Annotated in this window: 14 protein-coding genes; 11 read left to right on the top strand and 3 right to left on the bottom strand. The window is 69.9% G+C overall.

Annotated elements, in window-relative coordinates:
* Positions 1-112: 112 nt before the first annotated feature.
* The 5 genes from HUA74_RS06085 to HUA74_RS06065 all read left to right on the top strand — a co-directional run bounded on the left by HUA74_RS06085 (position 113) and on the right by HUA74_RS06065 (position 4,812).
* Positions 113-1,159, top strand: a complete 1,047-nt coding sequence (locus HUA74_RS06085; protein WP_174453787.1) for an ABC transporter substrate-binding protein — start codon at positions 113-115, stop codon at positions 1,157-1,159.
* A complete protein-coding gene (locus HUA74_RS06080) occupies positions 1,156-2,817 on the top strand; it encodes an iron ABC transporter permease (protein ID WP_174453786.1) in 1,662 nt (553 codons plus the stop codon). Before HUA74_RS06085 ends, HUA74_RS06080 begins: the two co-directional genes overlap by 4 nt.
* Positions 2,817-3,851 carry an ABC transporter ATP-binding protein gene (locus HUA74_RS06075; RefSeq protein WP_174453785.1) on the top strand — a complete coding sequence of 345 codons (1,035 nt, stop codon included), beginning with the start codon at positions 2,817-2,819 and terminating at the stop codon, positions 3,849-3,851. The genes HUA74_RS06080 and HUA74_RS06075 overlap by 1 nt, the downstream gene beginning before the upstream one ends.
* 106 nt (positions 3,852-3,957) lie before the next feature.
* Positions 3,958-4,371: a hypothetical protein gene (locus tag HUA74_RS06070; protein ID WP_141645443.1), complete on the top strand. Its 414-nt coding sequence runs from the start codon at positions 3,958-3,960 to the stop codon at positions 4,369-4,371.
* Between the two features lie 21 nt (positions 4,372-4,392).
* A complete protein-coding gene (locus HUA74_RS06065; RefSeq protein ID WP_141645442.1) occupies positions 4,393-4,812 on the top strand; it encodes a VOC family protein in 420 nt (139 codons plus the stop codon).
* Positions 4,813-4,880: 68 nt separating this feature from the next.
* Here HUA74_RS06065 and HUA74_RS06060 read toward each other — a convergent pair whose 3' ends face one another.
* Together HUA74_RS06060 and HUA74_RS06055 are read right to left on the bottom strand one after the other, a co-directional pair.
* Positions 4,881-6,203 (bottom strand): amidohydrolase family protein, encoded by a 1,323-nt coding sequence (locus tag HUA74_RS06060; protein WP_174453784.1) that lies wholly within the window; start codon positions 6,201-6,203, stop codon positions 4,881-4,883.
* Positions 6,204-6,301: 98 nt separating this feature from the next.
* Positions 6,302-7,723 (bottom strand): MATE family efflux transporter, encoded by a 1,422-nt coding sequence (locus HUA74_RS06055; protein WP_174453783.1) that lies wholly within the window; start codon positions 7,721-7,723, stop codon positions 6,302-6,304.
* A gap of 378 nt (positions 7,724-8,101) precedes the next feature.
* Here HUA74_RS06055 and HUA74_RS06050 point away from each other — a divergent pair, with 378 nt between their 5' ends.
* Both HUA74_RS06050 and HUA74_RS06045 read left to right on the top strand, forming a co-directional pair.
* Positions 8,102-9,067, top strand: a complete 966-nt coding sequence (locus HUA74_RS06050; protein WP_246137437.1) for a gamma carbonic anhydrase family protein — start codon at positions 8,102-8,104, stop codon at positions 9,065-9,067.
* Positions 9,068-9,251: 184 nt separating this feature from the next.
* A complete protein-coding gene (locus HUA74_RS06045; RefSeq protein WP_174453782.1) occupies positions 9,252-14,966 on the top strand; it encodes an AAA family ATPase in 5,715 nt (1,904 codons plus the stop codon).
* Positions 14,967-15,071: 105 nt separating this feature from the next.
* Here the strand turns inward: HUA74_RS06045 and HUA74_RS06040 are convergent, their stop codons facing one another.
* Positions 15,072-17,306 carry a M4 family metallopeptidase gene (locus HUA74_RS06040; RefSeq protein ID WP_174453781.1) on the bottom strand — a complete coding sequence of 745 codons (2,235 nt, stop codon included), beginning with the start codon at positions 17,304-17,306 and terminating at the stop codon, positions 15,072-15,074.
* 391 nt (positions 17,307-17,697) lie between these two features.
* Between HUA74_RS06040 and HUA74_RS06035 the strand changes: the two genes are divergently transcribed.
* The 4 genes from HUA74_RS06035 to HUA74_RS06020 are packed head-to-tail and all read left to right on the top strand — an operon-like array spanning position 17,698 to position 20,961.
* Entirely contained in the window at positions 17,698-18,732 is a 1,035-nt protein-coding gene (locus HUA74_RS06035; RefSeq protein ID WP_174453780.1) for a DUF2169 domain-containing protein, read from the top strand.
* Between the two features lie 9 nt (positions 18,733-18,741).
* Positions 18,742-19,515 carry an AHH domain-containing protein gene (locus HUA74_RS06030; protein ID WP_174453779.1) on the top strand — a complete coding sequence of 258 codons (774 nt, stop codon included), beginning with the start codon at positions 18,742-18,744 and terminating at the stop codon, positions 19,513-19,515.
* Entirely contained in the window at positions 19,515-20,105 is a 591-nt protein-coding gene (locus HUA74_RS06025; RefSeq protein ID WP_174453778.1) for an imm11 family protein, read from the top strand. The genes HUA74_RS06030 and HUA74_RS06025 overlap by 1 nt, the downstream gene beginning before the upstream one ends.
* A gap of 37 nt (positions 20,106-20,142) precedes the next feature.
* Positions 20,143-20,961, top strand: a complete 819-nt coding sequence (locus HUA74_RS06020; protein WP_174453777.1) for an immunity 49 family protein — start codon at positions 20,143-20,145, stop codon at positions 20,959-20,961.
* Positions 20,962-21,528 lie beyond the last annotated feature (567 nt).

Genomic DNA, 21,528 nt, shown 5'->3' with positions numbered 1-21,528 from the left:
GTCGAATGAAAGCCCCCTTCGTGCCTTCCGGGCGCGGAGGGGGCTTTCCTTTTGAAGAGGTGTCCGTGAGGGACGACGACTTTCGGCGGGGGTGCCGCATAATCCCGGGCGCATGTCCCTTCCCGCCCTGGCCCGAGCGGCCGGCCTCATCCTCGCGCTGGCCGTGTTCGCCTCGTGCCGCATCGAGTCCGCCGCGCCCTCGTCCGGCGCCACCCTCTCCCACGAGGGCGCGCCATCCGGCGAGGTCTGGGTCTACACGTCCATGTACCAGCACGTGCTGGACGCGCTGGAGCCGCTGCTGAAGAAGAAGCTCCCCGGCGTCACGGTGCGCTGGTACCAGGCCGGCAGCGAGAAGGTGGCCAGCCGGGTGGAGGCCGAGCGCGCCGCCGGCGCCGTGCGCGCCGACATCCTCTCCGCGTCGGACCCGTTCTTCGTCGAGCGGCTGGCACGCTCCGGCGCCTTCCTGCCCTATGCCTCCCCGCATGTGCTGCGCGTCCCGCGCTCGCTGCTGGATTTGGACGCCCGCCATGCCTCCATCCGCGTGTCCACCATGGTGCTGGTGCACCGCGAGGACTCCCCTCCTCCGCCCACGTCCTTCGCGGCGCTGGTGGACGGGACATGGACGGGACGGGTGGCCATTGGCGACCCGCTCACGTCGGGCACGGCCTTCACCTGGGCGGTGTTCTGTCAGTCGAAGTATGGCGACGGGTACTTCACCGGCCTGCGCGAGCGCGGCGCCATCGTCGCGGGCGGCAACGCGGCGGTGCTCCAGAAGGTGGAGAGCGGCGAGGCGGACGCGGGCGTGCTGCTGCTGGAGAACGCGCTGACGGCCCGCTCACGCGGCAGTCGGATTCGCGTGGTCTGGCCCACCGACGGCGCCGTCACCATCCCCGGGCCGGTGGCCCTCTTCGCGACGACACCCAACCCCGTGGCGGCGAAGGCGGTGGTGGACGTGCTCCTGTCTCCCGAGGGACAGCGCCTCATCGTCGAGAAGGGTGACATGCACGCGGTGGATCCACGCCTCCCGGGCCCCGGCGGCGAGCCCGGCGTGGACACCCTGCTGACACGCACGCAGCCGTGGACACCCGCGCTGATGGAAGAGGGCCTCACGCGCGGTGGCGTCATCAAGGAAGCCTTCAGCCGGGCCTTCTCGAAATGAGCCCCCCGGCGCGGTGGCTCGGGCTGTTCGCGTGGCTTGTGCCCCTGGTCCTCTTCGCGGTGGGCCCGGTGGTGTTGCTGCTCGCGCGCGGCGCGGGAGCCCCGGGAACGCTCGGCTGGGATTGGCTGGCCTCGGAGGCGGGCGCGCTGGGCAACACGCTGGCCATCTCCGGCGGGGCGGCGGTGCTCGCGCTGGTCCTGGGCACGCCCCTGTCGCTGTTGCTGTTCCGCACGGACCTGCCGCTGCGCGGCGCCTTCACCGTCCTCTTCACCCTGCCCTCGGCGATTCCCGCGTTCATCTGGGGCATGGGATGGCTGTCATTGGCCAGTCCGCGCGCGGGCTATCTCAACCGGCTGCTGGGTGAAGGCACGCTCGACATCCACGGCCCGGTGGGCATCGCCTTCGTGGAGGGCTTGTCCGGACTGCCGCTGGTGCTGCTGGCGGGCGCGGCGGCCTTGCGACGCGTGGACCCCGCGCTGGAGGAGGCCGCGCGCGTGTGCGGTGCCTCGCCCGCGCGGGCCCTGCTGACGACGACGGTGCCGCTGGTGCTCCCCTCGCTCCTGTCCGGCGCGGTGATGGTGTTCCTGATGGCGGCGTCGTCGTTCGGCGTGCCGTACCTGCTGGGGGTGTCCGCGTCTCCGCCCACGCGCGTGCTCACCACGCGCATCTACGAACTCGTGCTGCTCGGGGACGAGGGACTGGGCCGGGCCTCCGCGCTCGCGCTCGCGCTGCTCTTGCTCACGCCGCTGTCCCTGCTGGCGACGTGGGCCCTGGGCCGCTCGGGCCGCGTGCGGCTGAGCACGGGCAAGGGCCTGGCCTCGCGTCCCCTCTCCCTGGGCCGCGCGCGCACCGGGGCCACCGTGGGGGTCGCGAGCACGTGCGCGCTGCTCGTGTTGCTGCCGCTCGCCGCCATCCTGCTCACCTCGCTCCAGCGCAGCTTCGGGGCGAGGCTTGCGTGGGAGGAGCTCACGCTCGCGCACTGGTCCGGCGTCCTGCTGGAGCCGCGCACCCTGCGCGCCACGGGGCTCAGCCTGCTGCTCGCGACGGGAGCGGGCGCGCTGGTGTGTGGGCTGGGGCTCGCCGCGGCCCTGCTCCAGCGGGCCTTCCGCCGACTCGGCGCGGGCGTGGAGGCCGTCGCCGTATGGCCCTATGCGGTGCCGGGCACGGTGCTGGCCCTGGCGCTGCTGCTCGCCTTCTCGCGGGACTGGCGCTTCATCCTCGTGGACAAGGTGGCCTTCGTGCTCGCGCTGGCGCACACGCCGTGGTTGCTGCTCATCGCCTATGCGGCGAAGTACCTGGCGCTGGGGACGCGCAACAGCGCGGAGGCGCTGGCCCAGTTGGACCCGTCCCTGACGGAGGCGGCGCGCATCAGCGGAGCGGGGCCGCTGCGGGCCTTCGTCGACGTGCCCCTGCCCCTCTTGCGACCCGCGCTCATGGTGGCCTTCATCCTGGCCTTCCTCTCGTGCGCGACGGAAATCACCATGTCCGTGTTGCTGGTGCCCGCGGGCTCGGAGGTGCTGGGCAAGCTGCTGTTCGACCTGCAGAGCTACGCGGACCCCGCCGCGGCGGCGGTGCTGGCCTGCGCCTTCGTCGCGCTGGTGGTGCTGGGACAAGCGGTGCTCGCGCTGGTGGCCCGGCGCGCGGCGGAGGCGCGGTGATGGCGGCGATTTCGTTGGAGGGGTTGTTCAAGTCCTACGGCGCCACGCCCGTGGTGCGCGGCCTGAGCCTGGAGGTCCGTGAGGGCGAGCTCGTCTCGCTGCTGGGCCCTTCCGGCTGCGGCAAGACGACGACGCTGCGGATGCTCGCGGGCCTGGAGCACCCCGACACGGGCGTCATCCGCATTGGCGGGGAGATGGTGGCGGGGCCGGGCGTGCGCGTGCCGCCCGAGCGGCGCGGACTGGGCATGGTGTTCCAGGGCTACGCCGTCTGGCCGCACCGCTCGGTGGAAGAGAACGTGGCCTATCCGCTGACGCTGCGTCGCATGTCGAAGACGGAGGTCGCCGCGAAGGTGCGCGAGGCCCTGCGTTGGGTCCGCCTGGAGGCGCTGGCGACTCGAAGGCCCCACGAGCTGTCGGGCGGACAGCTTCAACGCGTGGCCCTGGCGCGCGCGCTGGTGGCCAGCCCCCGCGTGCTGCTGCTGGACGAGCCGCTCTCCAACCTGGACGCGGCGCTGCGTGAGGAACTGCGCGCGGAGCTGGCGGCCCTGCGCGCGCGGCTGGGCACCACGCTCGTCTTCGTCACGCATGACCAGGGCGAGGCGCTCGCGCTGTCGGACCGCATCGCGGTGATGAACCAGGGCGTGCTGGAGCAGGTGGACGCGCCCGAGACGCTGTATCGCGAGCCAGCCACGCCCTTCGTCGCGGGCTTCGTCGGCGGAGCGAACGTCCTCACCGGCGAGGTGCGCGAGGGCGCCTTCCACACCGCGCGGAGCGGCACCGTGTTCCAACTGCCGGCCGACACCTCCGCGCCCCCGGGCCCCGCGACCCTGGTCGTGCGGCCCGAGGACCTGGCGCTCGGTGAACAGGGCACCCCTCTGCCCCTCTCCGCGCGCCTGTTCCTCGGACACGCCGCCGAGTACCGCTTCCCCGTCGACGGCACCCTGCTGCGCGTGGTGGCCCCACCACTTGAAGTGCGCCCGGGTCAGACACTCAAAGTCCAGCTCCGCAAGGCGCGCCTGTTCTCCGTCGGCTGAGATTTCGAGAGTCTTCGGAGGAGTCGCCCTGGATGATTCCGGACTCGTTGATTGAAAAACGAGGCTCCGACAACAATCCCGTGTCCCCCCGGTATTCGGAGTCACCTTGCCCCGTCACATCCCCTTGCTCGCGCTCCTCGTGCTGTCCCTTGGCCTCTCCGCCTGCACCGAGGACGACGTCTGTACGGAGATTTCCACCTGCGGCTCGTGCGCGAGTGAGTACGTCGCCAATGCCTGCAAGTGGTGCCCGTCCGACAGCACCTGCTCCGCGTATGGTGAGAACAGCTCGTGCTCGTATTCGGAGCTGAAGGACGACGCGGACGAGTGTGGCGGCACGTCGGGCTCGTGCACCAGTCCGTACTCGGGGCCGGCGGCGGACCCGCAGTCCTCCGCGTTCTGCCAGGCCGCGTACCACTACGGCTGCCAGGGCAACACATTGAAGCGCAACGACAACTGCCGCGTGTACGCCCAGTTCGAATCAGACAATCCGGGCATGCCTTCCTGCCCCTACTGCCCCTGAGCCGATAGGTTCGAGGAATCCATGAGCGACGAAAACCCGAGCATCCTCTCTCACGTCTCCGTCGGAACGAATGACTTCGCCCGCGCGGTGGCGTTCTACGACCAGGTGCTCGCCACGCTGGGCTGTCGTCGGGTGCTCGACTTCCCCAACGCCGTGGCCTACGGCAAGCAGTTCCCGGAGTTCTGGGTGCAGATGCCCCTCGACGGACAGCGCGCCACCGTCGGCAACGGCACGCACTTCGGCTTCATCGCCACCTCGAAGCAGATGGTGCACGCCTTCCACGCGGCCGCGCTCGCGGCGGGAGCCACCGACGAGGGCGCCCCCGGGCCGCGCCCGCTCTACGGCGAGCCCTACTACGGCTGCTTCGTGAGGGACCCGGACGGCCACAAGGTGGAGGCGTCCTTCTGGGATGCCTCGCTGGGTGACGCGCACGGCGCCTGAAGCAGCCCCCACCCACGAGCGATGCGGGCCCGCGCGAGGAGGACTCGTCGGGCCCGCGGAAGGTTCGTTCAGCGGGCGGCGGAGGGCACCGCGGGCTCGGTGTCATGGCGGTAGATGACGCCCTCCTTCATCACGAAGAACACGGCCTCCGTCTTCCGGATGTCCTGGAGCGGATTGCCCGGCACCGCCACCACGTCCGCCAGCTTCCCCGGCTCCAGCGTGCCCAGCGTGGCGGACACGCCCAGGAGCTCCGCCGCGTGCACCGTCGCCGCGCGCAGGGCCTCGGCCGGCGCCATGCCCGCTTCCACCAGCAGCGCGAACTCGCCCGCGTTGCGCCCATGCTCGAAGACCCCCGCGTCCGTGCCGAAAGCGATGCGCACGCCCCGCGCAATCGCCTTGCGCAGCGACTGCTTGCGCGCCTCGTCCACCGCGCGCACCTTGCGGATGTTGTCCTCCGGCAGGCGGCCCTGGTCCGCGCGCTCCTTCACGCCCTGGAAGGCCATGGCGGTGGGCACGAACCAGGTGCCCTTGCGCTTCATCAAGTCGAGCGCCTCGTCATCCAGCAGCGAGCCGTGCTCGATGGAGTCCACGCCGGCGCGGATGGCCCGCTTGGCGCCCTCCGCGCCGTGGGCATGCGCCGCCACCTTGCGCTTGCGCGCGTGCGCCTCATCCACAATCGCATCCAACTCCGCCTGCGTGAGCTGCGGCGAGTCCACATCCGAGTTGAGGCTCAGCACGCCGCCCGTCGCGCACACCTTGATGAGGTCCGCGCCGTACTTGAGCGTGTCGCGCACCTTCGCGCGCAGCGCCTCCGGCCCGTCCGCCACGCCCGCGCCCGTCTCGTCCGCCAGCACGCCCTTGCGCCAGGAGTTGCCCTCGTCGCAGTGGCCACCCGTGGTGCCCAGCCCCGCCGTGGCCGTCAGCATGCGCGGCCCCACCACCGTGCCTCGGCGGATGGAGTTGCGCAGCCCCACGTCGATGAAGTCTCCGGCGCCCAGGTTGCGCACGGTGGTGAAGCCCGCCATCAGCGTCGCGCGCACGCGCGGCAGGGACTCCAGCGTCTGCTCCGGAATGGTCCGCTGGAGCGAGTCGATGACGTCCTGCCTCCAGTCCTCGCCCGGCTCGCCCGTCAGGTGCGTGTGCGAGTCCATGAAACCGGGCAGCAACGTGGCATCCCCCAGCTCCACCACGCGCACGCCCTCCGGCGCCTTCGCGCCCGCGCCCACCGCCGCCACCTTGCCGTTCATCACCACCACCACGCCCGGCGTGACGAGCTTCCCCGTCTTCGCGTCGAACAGGCGCGCGGCCTTGAGCACGTAGGCCCGGGGCGGCTCGGCCGCGGAGGAAGGGAGTCCCAACAGCAGGCAGGCCACGAGGAGCGCACGTCTCATGGGGCCCATTGCCCTCCGCTCCCCCCACCCGAGTCAAGCGCCCGGGTGCATTCCCACCGTGAGCGCACCGCGCGCTCACGGAAGAAGCCGGAAGCCCCCTACACCTCGCGGAGCTTCCAGGTGCCTCGCCGGAAGAGGATGGCGGAGACGATGGCCAGCATGGAGAAGGCCACCGTGAGGGCCAGGAAGACGCCCGAGGGCCCCATCCCGACAGGCCCCGACAACACCCACGCCAGCGGCAGCTCGAGCAACCAGAAGCAGAAGATGTTGATGAGGGTGGGCGTGGCGGTGTCCCCCGCGCCGTTGAACGACTGCGTGAGCACCATGCCGAAGGCGTAGAAGAGGAAGCCTCCGCTGATGATGCGCAGCGCGTGGGCCCCGTAGTCCACCACCGCCGCGTCGGGCGAGAAGGCGCTCACCAGGGGCTGGGCGAAGACGATGAACAACAGCCCCAGCGAGCCCAGGAAGACGGCGTTGATGACGCCCGCGGTCCACACCGCGCGCTCACCGCGCTCCGGCTGCTTCGCCCCCAGGCTCTGCCCCACCAGCGTGGCCGCCGCGTTGGCCAGGCCCCACGAGGGCAAGAGCGCGAAGAGGACGATGCGCATGGCGATGGTGTAGCCCGCCACCGCCGCGCTGCCGAACGTCGCGACGATGCGCGCCAGCACCACCCAGCTCGTGGTGTTCACCAGCGACTGCGCCGTGCCCGCGCCGGACAGCTTCAGCATGGCCAGCATCGTCCCAGGCTCCAGCCGCAGGTGCTCGCGGCGCACCTGGAGCCGCCCGCTGCCACGCGCCAGCCGGTAGAGCTGGTACACCACGCCGCAGCTGCGGCCGAACGTGGTGGCGACCGCGGCGCCCATGACGCCCAGCTCCGGGAAGGGCCCCAGGCCGAAGATGAGCATGGGCGCCAGGACGATGTTGATGGCGTTGGCCAGCCACAACACGCGCATGGCGATGGCCGCGTCCCCCGCGCCCCGGAAGATGGCGTTGATGAGGAACAGCAGCAGCACGCTGCCCATGCCGCCGAGCATCACCTGTGTGTAGCGCACGCCGTGCTCCAGCACCCACGGCGAGCCGCCCATCAGCTCCATCAACGGCCGGGCGAACACGACGCCCGCCACCGCCACGGGAATGGCCAGCAGCACCCCCAGGCCAATGGCTTGCACCGCCGTGCGCGCGGCCCGCTCCGGGTCCTTCTCACCGATGCGGCGCGACACCAGCGCCGTGGCGCCGATGCTCAGACCCGCCGCCGCCGCGTAGATGATGGTGAGCAGCGACTCCGTCAGGCCCACCGTCGCGACGGCATCCGCGCCCAGCCGCCCGACGAAGAACACGTCCACCACGGCGAAGATGGACTCCATCACCATCTCCAGCACCATGGGGACCGCGAGCAGGAAGATGGCCCGCTTCACCGGCAGACCCGTGAGGTCCCGCTCGGTGCCATGCATGGCTTCCTTCAGCGAAGCCCAGAGCCCCACCGCGGGTTCCCGCGACGACGGCGCATCCACCTCCGACATTTCCGGCCTCCATGCCGCCCCGAACCTGGGCCCTTCTGGCAGGAAGGCGCGGGCGCGTCCAGGGACGGCCGCCGCCGTCATCGGCTGACCCCGGGCCCGGAGCACGGCGGACGGACGAGCGGGCGGGCCCTTGTCCTTCGCGCCCGGACGAGCGTGCGTGGAAGTCTCTTGCCCCGTACCGGAGGCGGAGCCCCGAGGGCTCGGTCGTCCTGCCTCGAACACCCATCCAGCGCCGGCGGGCCGTCCTTCTGTCCCGGGCCGAGGTGTAGCTTGCCTCCACTCATGGTGACGAGCTTTTCGCGTGTGGCACCTTCCACGGACCCCAGTCAGGGCGCCGCTCATTTCCGTCTGGCCAGCAGTGCGCGCGTCCTGGGACGCATGCACCTGGGACCGGGGGTCCACGTCGCACAAGGCGCGGTGGTGTGCTCTCCGGAAGGCGCGGTCCAACTGGGCGCGGGCTCCGCGGTCCGGGAGAACGCCGTGGTCATCGGCACGGCCCGGCACCCCGTCGCCGTGGGAGAGAAGACCGCGCTCGGTCCGAGGAGCCTCATGCTCGGCGCATCGGCGGGCCACCTGTGTGACGTGGGCGCTGGCGCCATCCTCATGCCCGGCGCACAGCTGGGAGACCGCTGCCTCGTGGCGGATGGCACGCTGGTGCCCGCGGGCATGTTCGTGCCCTCCGATTCCGTCGTCGTGGGGCGGCCCGCCCGGGTCGTCCGCCGGGTCGACACCGGGGACCTGGAGCGGCTGCGCACCGCGCGAGGCGGCACCCTCTCGCTGCCCGAACAACCCCTCACCCCCTTCTTCGCGAGAGACCGCGCCGAGGACGCCCCCATGGGACAGTTGTACTCCTTCCGAGACAAGCACCCGCTCGTCCACCCCACCGCCACCCTCTTCTCCTCCTGCGAGGTGACGGGAGACGTGCTCATCGGACCGGGCGCCATCATCGGCCCCGGTGTGAGAATCGTGGGCGAGTCCCACGTCCCGCTGCGAATCGGCGCGGGGGTGCGCATCCACGCCAACGCGGTGGTGCACCTGCAGCCGGGCGGCTCGCTCGTCATCGAGGACGGCGTCTTCATCGGGCCGGGCTGCCTGGTGCACGCCTGCTTCGTGGGCGCGGGGACGGTGGTGGAGCCAGGCGCCATCCTCTGCGACCGAAGCCGCCTGGGCCGGGGCTGCATCGTCGGCGCGGGCAGCCTCGTCCGCGCGGGGACCTTGTTCCCGGACGCGGCGCAGGTGGATGGCTTTCCCGCGGTGCAGACAGGCTTCCTCTCCGCGCTGCCACCCGCGCCCGTCTGGGCCCTGCGGCCCGAGGACCTGCCCGAGCTGCGCCGCGTGAGCTGAAGGCGGGCGCGCCGCACCCGGAGGCCGTGCGAGGCCCCGGCGGGTCGCCCGTCAGCGCGTGCGCCGCGCGTGCCGTGGGGCACCTCCGTCCAAATCGTGAAGGAAGCGGGAAGCCGCGCGGGGAGTGGCCGGGTGGGCCTGGCCGCGTGGGGACCGGACGGAGGGCTTTCACGGCGAGGGCGAGATGTGGCAGGCGCCGGGCACCGAAGGGCTTCAGGAGATTCATCGAGGACGCCGCTACGTCGTCCTGCGGACCTGGGGACAGGACGGCAGGCCCCTGGTCATCAAGCAGGTCCGCCGAGGTCCGCTCGCCGTCGGCAGCGGCCCCATGCTGCGCCACGAGGACGCGCTCCTGCGCGAGCTGCGCGACGGGGTGCCGGACATCTCCCGCGTCGTCTCGCTCACCGAGGAGCCCTCGCAACCGCTCGCGCTCGTCCTGGAGGACGCCGGGCCCCACAACCTCCAGGAGTGGCTGCATCGCAGGCCGGTGGGCGTGGAGGTCTTCATGGAGCTGGCCCTGCAGCTCGCCGGCATCCTCTCCCGCCTGCACCAGCACCACGTCATCCACCGCGACCTCAACCCCACCAACCTCGTGATGAGCGCCAGCGGCCAGCGCCTCACGCTCATCGACTTCGACCTGGCCACGCGCGTCTCCGGACTCGCGCCCTCCGGGGACATGCCCGGGGAGCTCCAGTGGGCCCTGGCCTATATCGCCCCGGAGCAGACGGGCCGGATGAACCGGCTCATCGACCACCGCGCGGACCTCTACTCCCTGGGCGCGACGTTCTACGAGCTGCTCACGGGTCTGCCGCCCTTCACGTCCGCGGACCCCGTGGAGCTGGTCCACGCCCACCTGGCCCGGCATCCCGTGCCGCCCGCGTTCGCCAACCCCGCCGTCCCTCGCGTCGTCTCCGACATCGTCCTCAAGCTGCTCGCGAAGATGCCCGAGGAGCGCTACCAGAGCGCCGACTCCCTCCTCGTGGACCTCCAGGAGGTCCGCCGCAGGAAGGGCGCGGACCTGTCCGACGACTTCGAGCTGGGGCGGCTGGACCTGGCCCGCCAGCTGTCCCTCCCCGAGCGGCTGTATGGCCGGGAGCCGCAGCAGGCCGAGCTGCGCGCGGCACGGGAGCGGGTGCGCCAGGGCACCAGCGAGCTGCTCCTCCTGTCCGGCGCGGCGGGCATCGGCAAGTCGGCGCTGGTTCACGAGCTGGCGCGAGACGCGGCGCGCGGCGACCGACTGCTGACCGGCAAGTTCAACCAGCTCCAGGGCAACGTGCCCTACTCCGCGTTCGTCCAGGCGTTCCAGGGCCTGCTGCGCGAGCTGATGGAGGAGGCCCCGGAGGCGCGGGACATCTGGCGTCAGCGGCTGCTCGGCGCCCTGGGCCCGCACGCCCGCGTCATCAGCGACGTCATCCCCGCGTTGGAGGAGCTGCTCGGCCCGCAGCCCCTGCCACCGAAGCTGGGACCGGTGGAGGCGTCCGCGCGCTTCCACCTGCTCTTCCAGTCCTTCGTGCAGGCGCTGGCGACGCCCCGCCATGTCCTGCTCCTCTTCCTGGATGACCTCCAGTGGGCGGACCCCGGCTCGCTCCAGCTCCTCAAGAGCCTCTGCGGAGACCCCGGCTCGCTCCACGTCCTCTTCGTCGGCGCCTGGCGCTCCCAGGAGGTCGGCCCCGAGCATCCGCTGCCGCGGCTGTTGAGCACGCTGGAGGAGCAGGGGGCGATTCCCTCCCACTCCTTCGAGCTGGAGCCGCTGGATGCCGCCGCCATCACCGCGCTGTGCGCGGACACCTTTCGCCGCGAGCCGTCGGAGGTGGCGCCCCTGGCGGAGCTGCTCCTGAACAAGACGGCGGGCAACCCGCTCTTCCTCACCCGCCTGTTGCGGCTCCTGCACACGTCCGGGCTGCTGAGCTTCGATTTGGAGCAGGGCACGTGGACGTGGGAGCTGGAGCGGCTGCGGCGCGTGGAGGTGACGGAGAACGTGGTGGAGCTGATGCTCGCCGCCATCCGTCGGCTGCCGGAGCGGGCTCAGTACGTGTTGGAGGTCGCCGCCTGTCTGGGGGACCGGGTGGAGCTGGGCCTGCTGTCATCGCTCGTCGACGAGCGCGCGGCGGAGGACACGGCCTCCGCCTTGTGGAGCCTGCTGCGCGAGGGGCTGCTCATTCCGGAGAACGAGCCCTCGCGCCCGCAGGCGCGCACGGAGGACACCCCCATCACTCCCGAGGCCACGTATCGCTTCGCGCATGACCGCGTCCGACAGGCCGCGTACTCGCTGCTCACCGAGGACCAGCGCGAGGAGCTCCATCTGGCGGCGGGGCGCCAGCTCTTGCGCGGGGCGCGAGGGGACGTGCTCGAGGAGCGCCTCTTCGCGGTGGTGGACCACCTGTCTCGCGGCGCGCGCAAGCTCAGCGGCGCTGGGGAGCGACAGACGCTGGCGGAGCTGCTCTTTCGCGCGGGGCTCAAGGCCAAGGAGGCGTCGGCCTTCGGCGCGGCGCTGGTGTACCTCACGCGGGGACTGGCCCTGCTGCCCCGCGAGGACTGGCCCCGGCGACACGAGCAGATCTTCCAGGTCCACAAGGAGGCGGCGGAGTGCGCCTACCTGTCCGGCAACGGGAAGCTGGCCGAGGAGCTGCTCCACACCGCCCACGAGCACGCCGCCTCCGCGCCGCGCAAGGTGGACCTGTACGTCCTCCAGGTGCTGGCGCTCCTGATGAACGGCCACTACGCGGAGGCCCTGCGCGCGGGCCAGGAGGGGCTGCGCCTGTTCGGGATGGAGCTGCCCGAACATGGCTACGCCCAGGCGCTCGCCTCGGAGCGGGAGCGGATGGAGCACCACCTGCGCGGGCGCCCGGTGGAGGAGTTGCTGGAGGCGCCCCTGATGGAGGACCCGCGCCACCTGGCCTGCGTGCAGCTCCTGTCCGAGCTCGTCACGCCCGCGTTCTTCGTCGACCCGAACCTCTTCTCGTACCTCAACACCCTCGCCCTGGTGCTCACGCTGGAGCACGGCAACTCCCGCTGGGCCCCCGCGGTGTACGCCTGTCATGGGATGCTGCTCGCCAGCGAGGGCGACGCCGCGAGCGCCTATACCTGGTGCAACCTGGGCGTGGCGCTGGCGCGGCGGCTGGGTGACGCGCGCCAGGAGTGCCGGGCCCTCATCACGCTGACCCTCAACATCAATCACTGGCGCGCGCCCCTGCGCACCAACCTGTCGCTCTTGCGGCGCGCCGTCACCACGGGGCTGGCCAGTGGAGACCTCCAGTTCACCAGCTACGCGCTCACCACCGTCGTCTCCACCGAGCTGGCCATGGGCACCGAGCTGGTGCGCGTCCTGGGCTCCATCGACACCAGCCTGTCCTTCGCGCGCCGCGCGGGCGTCCAGGTGATGGCGGACGTGTCCATCCTCTCCCGTCAGGCCATTCGCGCGCTCCAGGGCCGCACCCACCAGCTCGCCCGACTCAGCGACGACGACTTCAACGAGCAGGACTTCCTCGACTCGGGGCTGACGACGCACACCAGCCTCTATCTGCACGCCCTCTTGAAGCTGCTGGTGGCGTATGTGCTGGGCGACCTGGACGAGGCCCTGAAAATGTCGCGCGAGGCGCTGCCCTACGAGCACTTCGCGCAGGGCTTCTTCCGCAACGTCGACTTCAACGTGCTGACGTCGCTGACGCTGGCGGCGCGGGCCACCCGTCTTCCCGAGGAGCGCGAGGCGATGCTCGGCCTGCTCGCGGAGAACCAGCGGAAGCTCGGCGGCTGGGCGGAGACCTGCCCGGAGAACTTCCGCCACAAGCACCAGCTCGTCTCGGCCGAGGTGGCCCGCCTGGAGGGGCGGCACCTGGAGGCCATGGCCCTGTACGACAGCGCCATCGACGGGGCCCACACCGAGGGCTTCCTCCAGGACGAGGCCCTCGCGAACGAGCTGGCGGGGCGCTTCCACCAGCAGCTCCATCACAAGCGCTTCGCCACGCTCCACCTGCGCGCGGCCCTGGACGGCTACACGCGCTGGGGCGCGCAGGCCAAGGTGGTGCTGCTGGAGGAGGAGTTCCCCGAACTCAAGTCCCTGGTCGACCGCTCCTGGAGCGAGCCGGGCATCACCCCGACGAGGCCCGATGCCCCGGGCGCGTCGCTGGATTTGCTCACGTTGCTCAAGGCGTCGGAGACGCTGGTGGGCGAGGTGGTGCTGGACCGGCTCCTGGAGAAGCTGATGGCGGTGTGCTTCGAGGCCGCGGGCGCCACGCGGGGCGCGCTGGTCCTGGATGAAGCGGGCGCGCTCCGGGTCCGCGCCGTGGGCGCCATCTCCGAGCCCGTCAGCCTGGAGCGCACGCCCCTGGCGCATGCCAGCCAGGTGCCCATCACCCTGCTGGAGCACGCCTTCCGCACCGGGGAGACGCTGGTGCTGGCCGACGCCGCGCACCAGGGGCGCTTCGTCCAGGACGCCTATGTCCTCCGCCGCGCCGTGAAGTCCGCGCTGGCCATCCCCATCCAGCGCCATGGCAAGACGGTGGGCGTGCTCTACCTGGAGAACGACCTGGCCACCCGCGCCTTCACGCCCGAGCGCGTGGGGGTGCTGCGCACGCTGTCGTCGCAAATCGCCATCTCCCTGGAGAACAGCCGCCTGTTCGAGCAGCTCCATGTCGAGGTGCAGGAGCGCCGCCGCGCGGAGCGGGCCGTGCGCTTCCTGGCCGACTCCGGACTCGCGCTCGCGGAGTCGCTGGATTTGGAGCAGACGCTCGCGAAGGCCACGCGACTGGTGGTCCCCTTCCTCGCGGACTGGTGCATGTTCACCGTCGTCGAGCGAGGCGACACGCTGCGCACGCTGGCGGTGGCCCACGTGGACCCGGTGAAGGAGGCGCGCCTGCGCGAGCTGCTGGAGCACTACCCCGTGGACTGGACGTCTCCGCCCGCCGTCATCCACGCGCTGCGCACCGGCCAGCCCTTCCTGCGCGCGGACGTCACCGACTTCATGCTGCGCGAGCACGGCCACGGCCCGGAGTATGTCGAGCGCCTGCGCGAGCTGGGCTCACAGGCGGCCATGCACGTGCCGCTCATCGCCGGAGGCAGGACGCTGGGCGTCGCGACGTTCGTCTCCGGCACGCCCGGTCGCCGCTACAGCGAGGTGGACCTGGGCCTGGCGCAGGAGCTGGCCCGCCGCGCCGCCGTCTGCATCGACAACGCCCGCCTCTACCGCGAGTCCCAGGATGCCATCCGCCTGCGCGATGAGTTCCTCAGCGTCGCCTCCCATGAACTGAACACCCCGCTCACGTCGCTGCGCCTCATGGTGCAGACGCTCTTGCGTCACACGCCCCAGGGGCTGCCGCCCGTCGCCATCCGCGGACTCAAGACGCTCGACAGCCAGAGCCTGAAGCTGGCCACGCTGGTGGAGGAGATGCTCGACATCTCCCGCCTCCAGGCGGGGCGCCTGGATTTGCACCTGTCGCGCGTCGACCTCGTGGAGGTCCTCGGCGCCGTCACCCGGCGCATGCAAGAGCCCCTGAAGCGCGCCGACTGCGAGCTGGCGCTTCATGTCGAGGGAGGAGAGTTGGTCGGCCGCTGGGACGCGGCGCGGCTCCAGCAGGTGTTCGTCCACCTCGTCTCCAACGCGCTCAAGTTCGGCGCCGGCAAACCCATCACCCTGCGGGCCTGGGCCGACGCGGACGTCGTCCACGTGAGCGTCCGGGACGCGGGCATCGGAATCGCCGCCGACCGGCTCGCCCACATCTTCGAGCGCTTCGAGCGCGCCGTCTCCGTGCGCGCCTATGGGGGGCTCGGGCTCGGGCTCCACCTGGTGCGGGAGCTGGTCACCGCGCTCGGGGGCACCATCCGCGTGGAGAGCACGCCCGGCGAGGGCAGCACCTTCACCGTCGAGCTGCCCCGCGAAGGACCTCCGGACACGCCCGCGTGACGGGAGGGCTGGCGGACAGGTGCCGCCCCAAAAAGACAGCACCCGGGTGGCCGCCACGAAGGCCCCCCGGGTGCTTGCTTCAGACCTGCGATGTGACGTGAAGGACTAGTACGCGCCCTTCAGCGTGACACCGGTGTAGGCCGAGTAGCCACGCACCATCACGTAGTACTTGCCCGCCGTGGTGTTCGTCAGGGCGCACGTCTCGACGTTGCCCGACAGGTACGGACGGCAGTTGTACGTGGTGGTGGTGGGGGCCGCGTTGAAGCGAACGTACAGGTCCGCGTCGCCCGTGCCGCCCGTGGTGGTGAACGTCACCCGGGTGTTGGCCGGCACGTCCATCGTGTAGTTCACGGAGGAGCTGGCGGCGCCCGCCAGGCCCGTCACCGGCACGTTGTTCTGCAGCACGTTCGGCGGAGGACCGCCCGTGGTGAACGAGCCCGTCAGCGTCGCGCCGGAGTAGGTGGCGTACGCGCTGATGAGCACGTGGTAGACGCCCGCCTGGGCGGTGGTGATGGTGCACGTCTCCGTGTTGCTGCTGCTCTCCGACTTGCAGTCGTAGGTGGAGGAGCTCGGCTGCGAGCCGAACCGGACGAACAGGTCCGCGTCACCCGTGCCACCGGCGAGCGTGAACTTGAGGTTCGTGGCGCCGGCCGGGACGGTCAGGTTGAAGAACTTCTGGTTGCCCGTGGCACCGCCCAGGTTGTTCACCGGGATGCCGTTGGTCAGCACGACGGACGGCTGGGGAGGCAGGGTGACGCCCACGCCCACCGCTTCCCACGCGGCCTTCACGGCATCCTGCGTGGCCTGGTCATAGCCGAGGTCCAGCGCGGCCTGGATGGTCCACGTCTTCGCCTGAACGAAGGTGGTGGAGGCCGTGTAGATGTCGGTGTTGGCCTTGTACCAGATGCGGGCGGCCTTCTCGACGCCGATGGCCGGCACGGAGATGGTGGAGCGGCCGCGCGGGTGCGTGCCACCCTTGGAGAGCAGCGCGAACGCCAGGTTCGGGATGCCCGAGCTGTAGTGCACGTCCGTGCTGGAGGTGAAGTCGGAGGCGAAGTCCAGCGAGGCGCCGTCCTTCTTCGGGTCATCCATGTAGCGCAGGGCGTCGTTCGCCGTGCCCGGCGTCCACACGTCCTCGCCAATCATCCAGATGGCGGGCGTGGTGGCCCAGGAGCCGGAGGCCCAGCTCTCGCAGATGGCGGAGAAGGTGTCCGACATCGCCTCGTTCAGACCGCCAGACTGGCCGGAGTACGTGAGGTTGGACTCGTTCTCCGTCACGGCGTGGGTCAGCTCGTGGACGGTGACGTCCGCGTCCTTGCCCAGCTCGATGGAGTTCACGCCGTCGCCGTCGCCGTACACCATCTGGGTGCCGTCCCAGTACGCGTTCACGTAGTTGCTGCCGTAGTGAACGGTGCTGATGAGGGTGGCGCCCGCGTTGTTGATGGAGTCGCGGCCGAACAGCGTCTGGTAGCAGTTGTACGTGTACCCGAGCTGGTCGTAGTTCATGTCCACGTGGGCGTCGCCGATGGCGGCCTGGCCCTCGCTGCGCTTCAGCGTCCCCGGCGTGGTGCTGCCGTTGTTGGCGCTGTACACGCGGCGGTTGAGCGCGGAGTGGATGCGCGGGTGACGCGCGACCACACCGGCCTGGCCACGGGCGTCGACGAACACGTCGTCCACCAGCGGGATGCCCTCGACCTGGGTGCCGACGACGCGCACCTGCCACGCCAGGAAGAGCTGCTCGTTCACGTCACGCACATAGACGAGCCGGGGCTCGCCCTCGGTGGAGATGCCGGTGCCGGCCGTGGCGCGGGCCGCCGCACGGGCCGCCGCGGAGCCATCCACGCGGGGAACCGCGGGCAGGTCCTGTCCGTCGCGCGCGGAGCTGTTGGCCGCGTACACCTGGCCGTCCGGGCGAACGTGCAGCACGAGCTCGCCGTTGACGACCTCCAGGCCGTTCTTCGTCTGCCGGTAGCGCAGGTGCTGGTTGCCCTGGGCGTCGGTGCGGGCCTTGTTGAGGAACATGTCGTCCGCGCTCAGGCGGAAGATGGGGGCGATGCCCGACAGCGCGGGAGCCGCGGCGAAGGCCGCGTGGCCCACGGAGAGCGCGGACAGCGTGCGCTCCACCTTGCCCAGCTCACCGACCACCGTGAAGGGGATGCCGTCGGAGTGCACGCCCGCCACGCCCGCACCCGGCAGCTTCCCGAGGGAGCCCTGGATGTCGCCGCCGGACTTCGCTTCAGGAGCCTTCGTCTCGTCTCCCGTGGAATCCACGGTGCCGCACGCAGTGAGCGCTACTCCCAGCCAAGCCGCACCAATCGTCTTCAGGACTCGATGAGCCAAACGCACTACCTCCGGTAGAAAGACGGGATAGTCGTGACACACCTGGAATCAGGATTTCAAATACAAAATCGAAAATTCATGTTTCCGATTATTTCCTGACATGATTTGTAAAGTCTATTTACGCGTTTTTCCTTGTTGAGCAAGAAACGTCCAGACCGGGTGCGGGGTAGCAGCTCGCAGGGAGAAGCGGGCGGTAGAAGTCGACCCTGCCTGAAACACGGGCGCGTCTGTGAGGAATTCGAACGTTCTTGAGAGACATTGATGTCGAAGAAATGAGCCGATGTGACGACGGGGGGGAGGCGGGCCGGCCTCGCGAAGGTGGGTGGCCTGCTACAGTGACGTACTTGTCCGGCGCGAGGGCTTCGCGCCTGGTGCCTGGGGGGCGCGCGCCATGGGGCATCCCGCCGTCGAGAACGAGACTCCGTTCGCCTTTGACCTGATGGGGCTCTGCGACGAGGAGGGGCGTCCGTTGCTCCTGCTCGTGGTGAAGGCGACGTATGGATTCGGCGAGACGGGGCTGACGGGGGTGAAGGAGCAGCCGAAGGTGAGCTGGCAGGGGCAGCCCTGGGGCGAGCCCGGGGAGTCCAGCTACCGGTACGAGGTGGAGGGCGCGTTCATCAAGCCCGCGACGGACGTGGTGTTGCTGGGCCATGCGCATGCGCGGCGCAAGGGGGACACGGAGGTGCTGGTGGCGCTCCAGGTGGGGCCGCTGACGAAGGCGGTGCGGGTGTTGGGGGAGCGCACGTGGTTCCGGAGCCTGGGGCGGGTGTCGGCGACGAAGCCGCTGCCGTTCGAGCGGATGGCGTTGCAGTGGGAGCGGGCCTTCGGTGGGTGGGACAGGACGGATGCGGGGAGGCCGGCGTTCGAGCCGCGCAACCCGGTGGGCACGGGCTTTCGCGCCAGCGCGAGGCACTTCGAGGAGGGGTTGCGGTTGCCCAACCTGGAGGACCCGGCGGAGCCGCTGCGGGAGTTGGGGCAGCGGGTGACGCCAGTGGGGTTCGGCTTCACGTCACCGGACTGGCAGCCTCGGGCGCGGTACGCGGGGACGTATGACGAGGCGTGGAGCAAGACGCGCAAGCCGCTGTTGCCCAAGGACTTCGACCGGCGCTTCTTCAACGCGGCCGCGCCGGGGCTCGTGGCGCCGGGGTACTTGAAGGGGGACGAGGCGGTCATCATCGCCGGGGCTTCGCCGAAGGGACGGCTGGCCTTCTCGCTGCCCGGGCAGACGCCGCCGGTCGTCACGGTGGAGCTGGCGGGCACCGAGGACGCGAAGCCCGCGATGCACCTGGACACCGTCATCCTGGATGCCGACGCGGAACAGGTGACGCTGCTGTGGCGAGGGCATGTCCTCCTGGGGGACGGCCTGCACGACGTGCGGGGACTGCGTGTCACGGCGGAAGGTGTGTCGAAGTTGGAACAGGATTAGGGAGAGACCATGGCCGACAGTGACCATCTCGCGGACTGGGCGGAGAACGAGCACAAGACCGCCCCCAAGGACGCAGGCTGCCTCTGGCGGCATGTGGACTACAAAAACAAGAAGTTCCCTCGCTGCAACTACCGCAAGAACGCTCACGACTACTCGAAGGCGTCGGAGAAGCACATCTACGACGTCCCGAACATGCGCTCTCCCGAGCGATGGGTCGCGGTCTGGGTGGAAGACCTGGCTCCCACCATTCGCAAGAGCGGGGAGGTCGAGCCAGGAACCCATGCCCCCAACCCACTCGCGGATGGCGCTTGGGACCTGGATCGCGGCTCCAACTTCCAAGACTGGAAGAAGCCCTACTGGCACAACACCCACCACGTCATCGCCTGCGGGGAACTCGAAGCCACCTTCCCTGACACCGAGGAACGTCGACTGATTCTAGCGACACGTTGGAACATCAACGAGATGCCCAACGTCATCATCCTCCCGAAGCAATACGTGGTGGCGCGCATCCTCAAGCTTCCCACGCACGTTCCGCCAGAAGGCCCCGCCGAGCACGAGCACTACAGCGAGAGCCTGGGGACGAAGCTGAACTCCATCAAGGCCAAGCTCGCCAAGGGTGAGTCAGACCCGGCCAAGCACAAGCTGACGGACGAGAACAAGGGTGACTGCCGCACGGAGCTGGAGAAGGCATCCACCGCCATTCGGGCCTTCCTGATTGCGGCGGGCGAAAAGAACCCAGGCATCAATCTGGACAACCTTCGATTGGACAGCGTCAACTGGTGATGACGTCGACATCTGCCTACTCCATCCTTCAGGCACGGCCCGACCTGGATGACTGCGTCATCGACCAGTACCCTCGCGACATGCCGTGCATCTGGCAGCCCACGGAAGGAGTTCCCACCAGACACCTCTACCCGGCTGCGCTCGACTTCCACATGTCGCGCAGGATGGGAGGCAAGGTGGTCACAGACTGCCTTCGCAATACCCTGGGGTACCTCTTCGTTTCCGCGCGTTTCCGGCATGTGCTCGAGAGTTCCGCCGGGGTCGACATCGAGTACCTCCCCTTGCGCCTCATCAATCACAAGGGGCGTCGCCAACCGGGCGAGTTCTTCATCGCCAACGTGCTGGGCACCCTCGACTGCATGGACATGCAGCGAAGCGAGTACGAGCCCAGTGCGCTCCGGAAGGGCGAGGTCTTCGGACTGCGCAAGCTCGAGCTGGAGGTGGGACGCATCGAACCGTCACGGAACATGTTCCGGCTTACGACCATGCCCCGGCTCATCCTCGTCCGGCAGGAACTGGTCCGGGCAATGGAGCAGGCCGCCCTCACCGGAGTGGCTGTCAGCCCCGTGGGAGCCTCTGTCGACCTGTAAAGCATCCGTGACGCCTACCGACCTGGGACTCCACCCCGTGACAGAGCTCGAATACGTCCAGGACACCCTCCCGGCCCACTTCAGGACCCTCCTTCGCCGCCTGCCGCCTCTCGGAGCATGGCCCTCCGACGAGGAGGGAGACCTGACCAACCTCGCGCACTACTACCGGCTCAGGGCCATCGCGGGGTTTCTCGAGACCGGTGAAACCACTCCCTACCTCGCGGACCTCCATCGCGCCGGACAAACGCGCCTCTACTATCTGCGCGGCTGCGAGCAGGGAGCGACCGGCACACCTCGCTTCTGGCGGACATCGCGCAACCGGGCCTTCTTCGACTGTCTGGCCATCAATGACCTGGAAACCGCGGAGGAACTGGCTCGACTGTGTGATGAGCGCTGGGTCGACGCGCTCGAATACGAGGACGACTTCCTCTTCCCTCAGTTCCTCCAGCGATTCTTCCTGGAGCTTCGCGCCCCCCGACCCACCGGGACCCTCCCTGCGCTCCTCGCCCGCTTTGCCCGGGTGATTGGTGAAGAAGGCAGCCCCTTCCATTCCCTCTGCCTGGCGCTCCATGCAGGACACACCGACCGGTTCGAGAGCAGCCTGGAGGCCATCGTTCAGCGCCGTGCCGGTAATTACGCCAGGGCCGCGCACTTCAACGACCTGCCCCCGCTGATCCTTCACACCGAGCGCTACATCGACGTGCAAGCTGTCGCCATCATTCGCCTGGCGCAGGAGTCAGGGCTCGCGCTCTCACGTCTGGAGTACCCCCGGGTCCCTGGTGAACTGTGTGAGCTTGCACGGAGTCGTCAAACCTTTCCGCCGCTCCACTCCTGGCGCGTCCTGACAACTCCCTGAACTCATGAGCACCTCACCATTGAATCTCTCGGGGATGGGGATGATGACGTCTCTGGGACAGGGCGCGGAGAACGTCTGCGCGGCCATCCGGTGCGGACTGAGCCGTCCACGTCCCGTTGGAGACAACGTCGTCTGGGATGCGGATGCACAGGACGAAGTCCCACTCATCGGTCATCCCGTCGAAGGCGTCACGGAAGGGTTCCAAGGGCTTGGCAGGTGGTCACGGCTTGCCCGACTGGCGCTGGCCGACCTCTTCCGCTACGCCGCGCTGGAGACCTGGCCCAGCGAGGCCTGGAAGCGCTGCGGTTTTCTGTTCTGCGCGCCGTCCCTCGCACCAGGCCGCTTCTCCTTCCAGCTCATGGAAATGGCCCTGCTCGTGGAGCGCCTTCTCCAAGCAGCGAAACTCCCCATTCCCCTGGAGTCCCGTCTCCTCTTTCCCGACGGAGAGTCCGCGACATGGAGGGCACTGAAGGCCGCCGGGCAGCATGTCTCCTCGGGCCGGTGGGAGCGCGCCCTCCTGCTCTCTGTCGATAGCTTGCTGGATGCCAGCTCTCTGCGTTGGCTCGC

Origin of the sequence: Myxococcus sp. CA051A, from assembly GCF_013336705.1 — a bacterium.
GTDB lineage: Bacteria > Myxococcota > Myxococcia > Myxococcales > Myxococcaceae > Myxococcus > Myxococcus llanfairpwllgwyngyllgogerychwyrndrobwllllantysiliogogogochensis.
The sequence above is the reverse complement of the archived record's forward strand: the minus strand, read 5'-3'. Positions and strand labels throughout refer to the sequence as shown.

Excerpts from the sequence above, each read along its gene's own strand:
- HUA74_RS06045 (WP_174453782.1), top strand. The coding sequence starts at position 9,252 with ATGTGGCAGGCGCCGGGCACCGAAGGGCTTCAGGAGATTCATCGAGGA.
- HUA74_RS06085 (WP_174453787.1), top strand. The coding sequence starts at position 113 with ATGTCCCTTCCCGCCCTGGCCCGAGCGGCCGGCCTCATCCTCGCGCTG.
- HUA74_RS06065 (WP_141645442.1), top strand. The coding sequence starts at position 4,393 with ATGAGCGACGAAAACCCGAGCATCCTCTCTCACGTCTCCGTCGGAACG.
- HUA74_RS06035 (WP_174453780.1), top strand. The coding sequence starts at position 17,698 with ATGGGGCATCCCGCCGTCGAGAACGAGACTCCGTTCGCCTTTGACCTG.
- HUA74_RS06080 (WP_174453786.1), top strand. The coding sequence starts at position 1,156 with ATGAGCCCCCCGGCGCGGTGGCTCGGGCTGTTCGCGTGGCTTGTGCCC.
- HUA74_RS06025 (WP_174453778.1), top strand. The coding sequence starts at position 19,515 with ATGACGTCGACATCTGCCTACTCCATCCTTCAGGCACGGCCCGACCTG.
- HUA74_RS06060 (WP_174453784.1), bottom strand. The coding sequence starts at position 6,203 with ATGAGACGTGCGCTCCTCGTGGCCTGCCTGCTGTTGGGACTCCCTTCC.
- HUA74_RS06050 (WP_246137437.1), top strand. The coding sequence starts at position 8,102 with ATGCACCTGGGACCGGGGGTCCACGTCGCACAAGGCGCGGTGGTGTGC.
- HUA74_RS06075 (WP_174453785.1), top strand. The coding sequence starts at position 2,817 with ATGGCGGCGATTTCGTTGGAGGGGTTGTTCAAGTCCTACGGCGCCACG.
- HUA74_RS06055 (WP_174453783.1), bottom strand. The coding sequence starts at position 7,723 with ATGTCGGAGGTGGATGCGCCGTCGTCGCGGGAACCCGCGGTGGGGCTC.
- HUA74_RS06030 (WP_174453779.1), top strand. The coding sequence starts at position 18,742 with ATGGCCGACAGTGACCATCTCGCGGACTGGGCGGAGAACGAGCACAAG.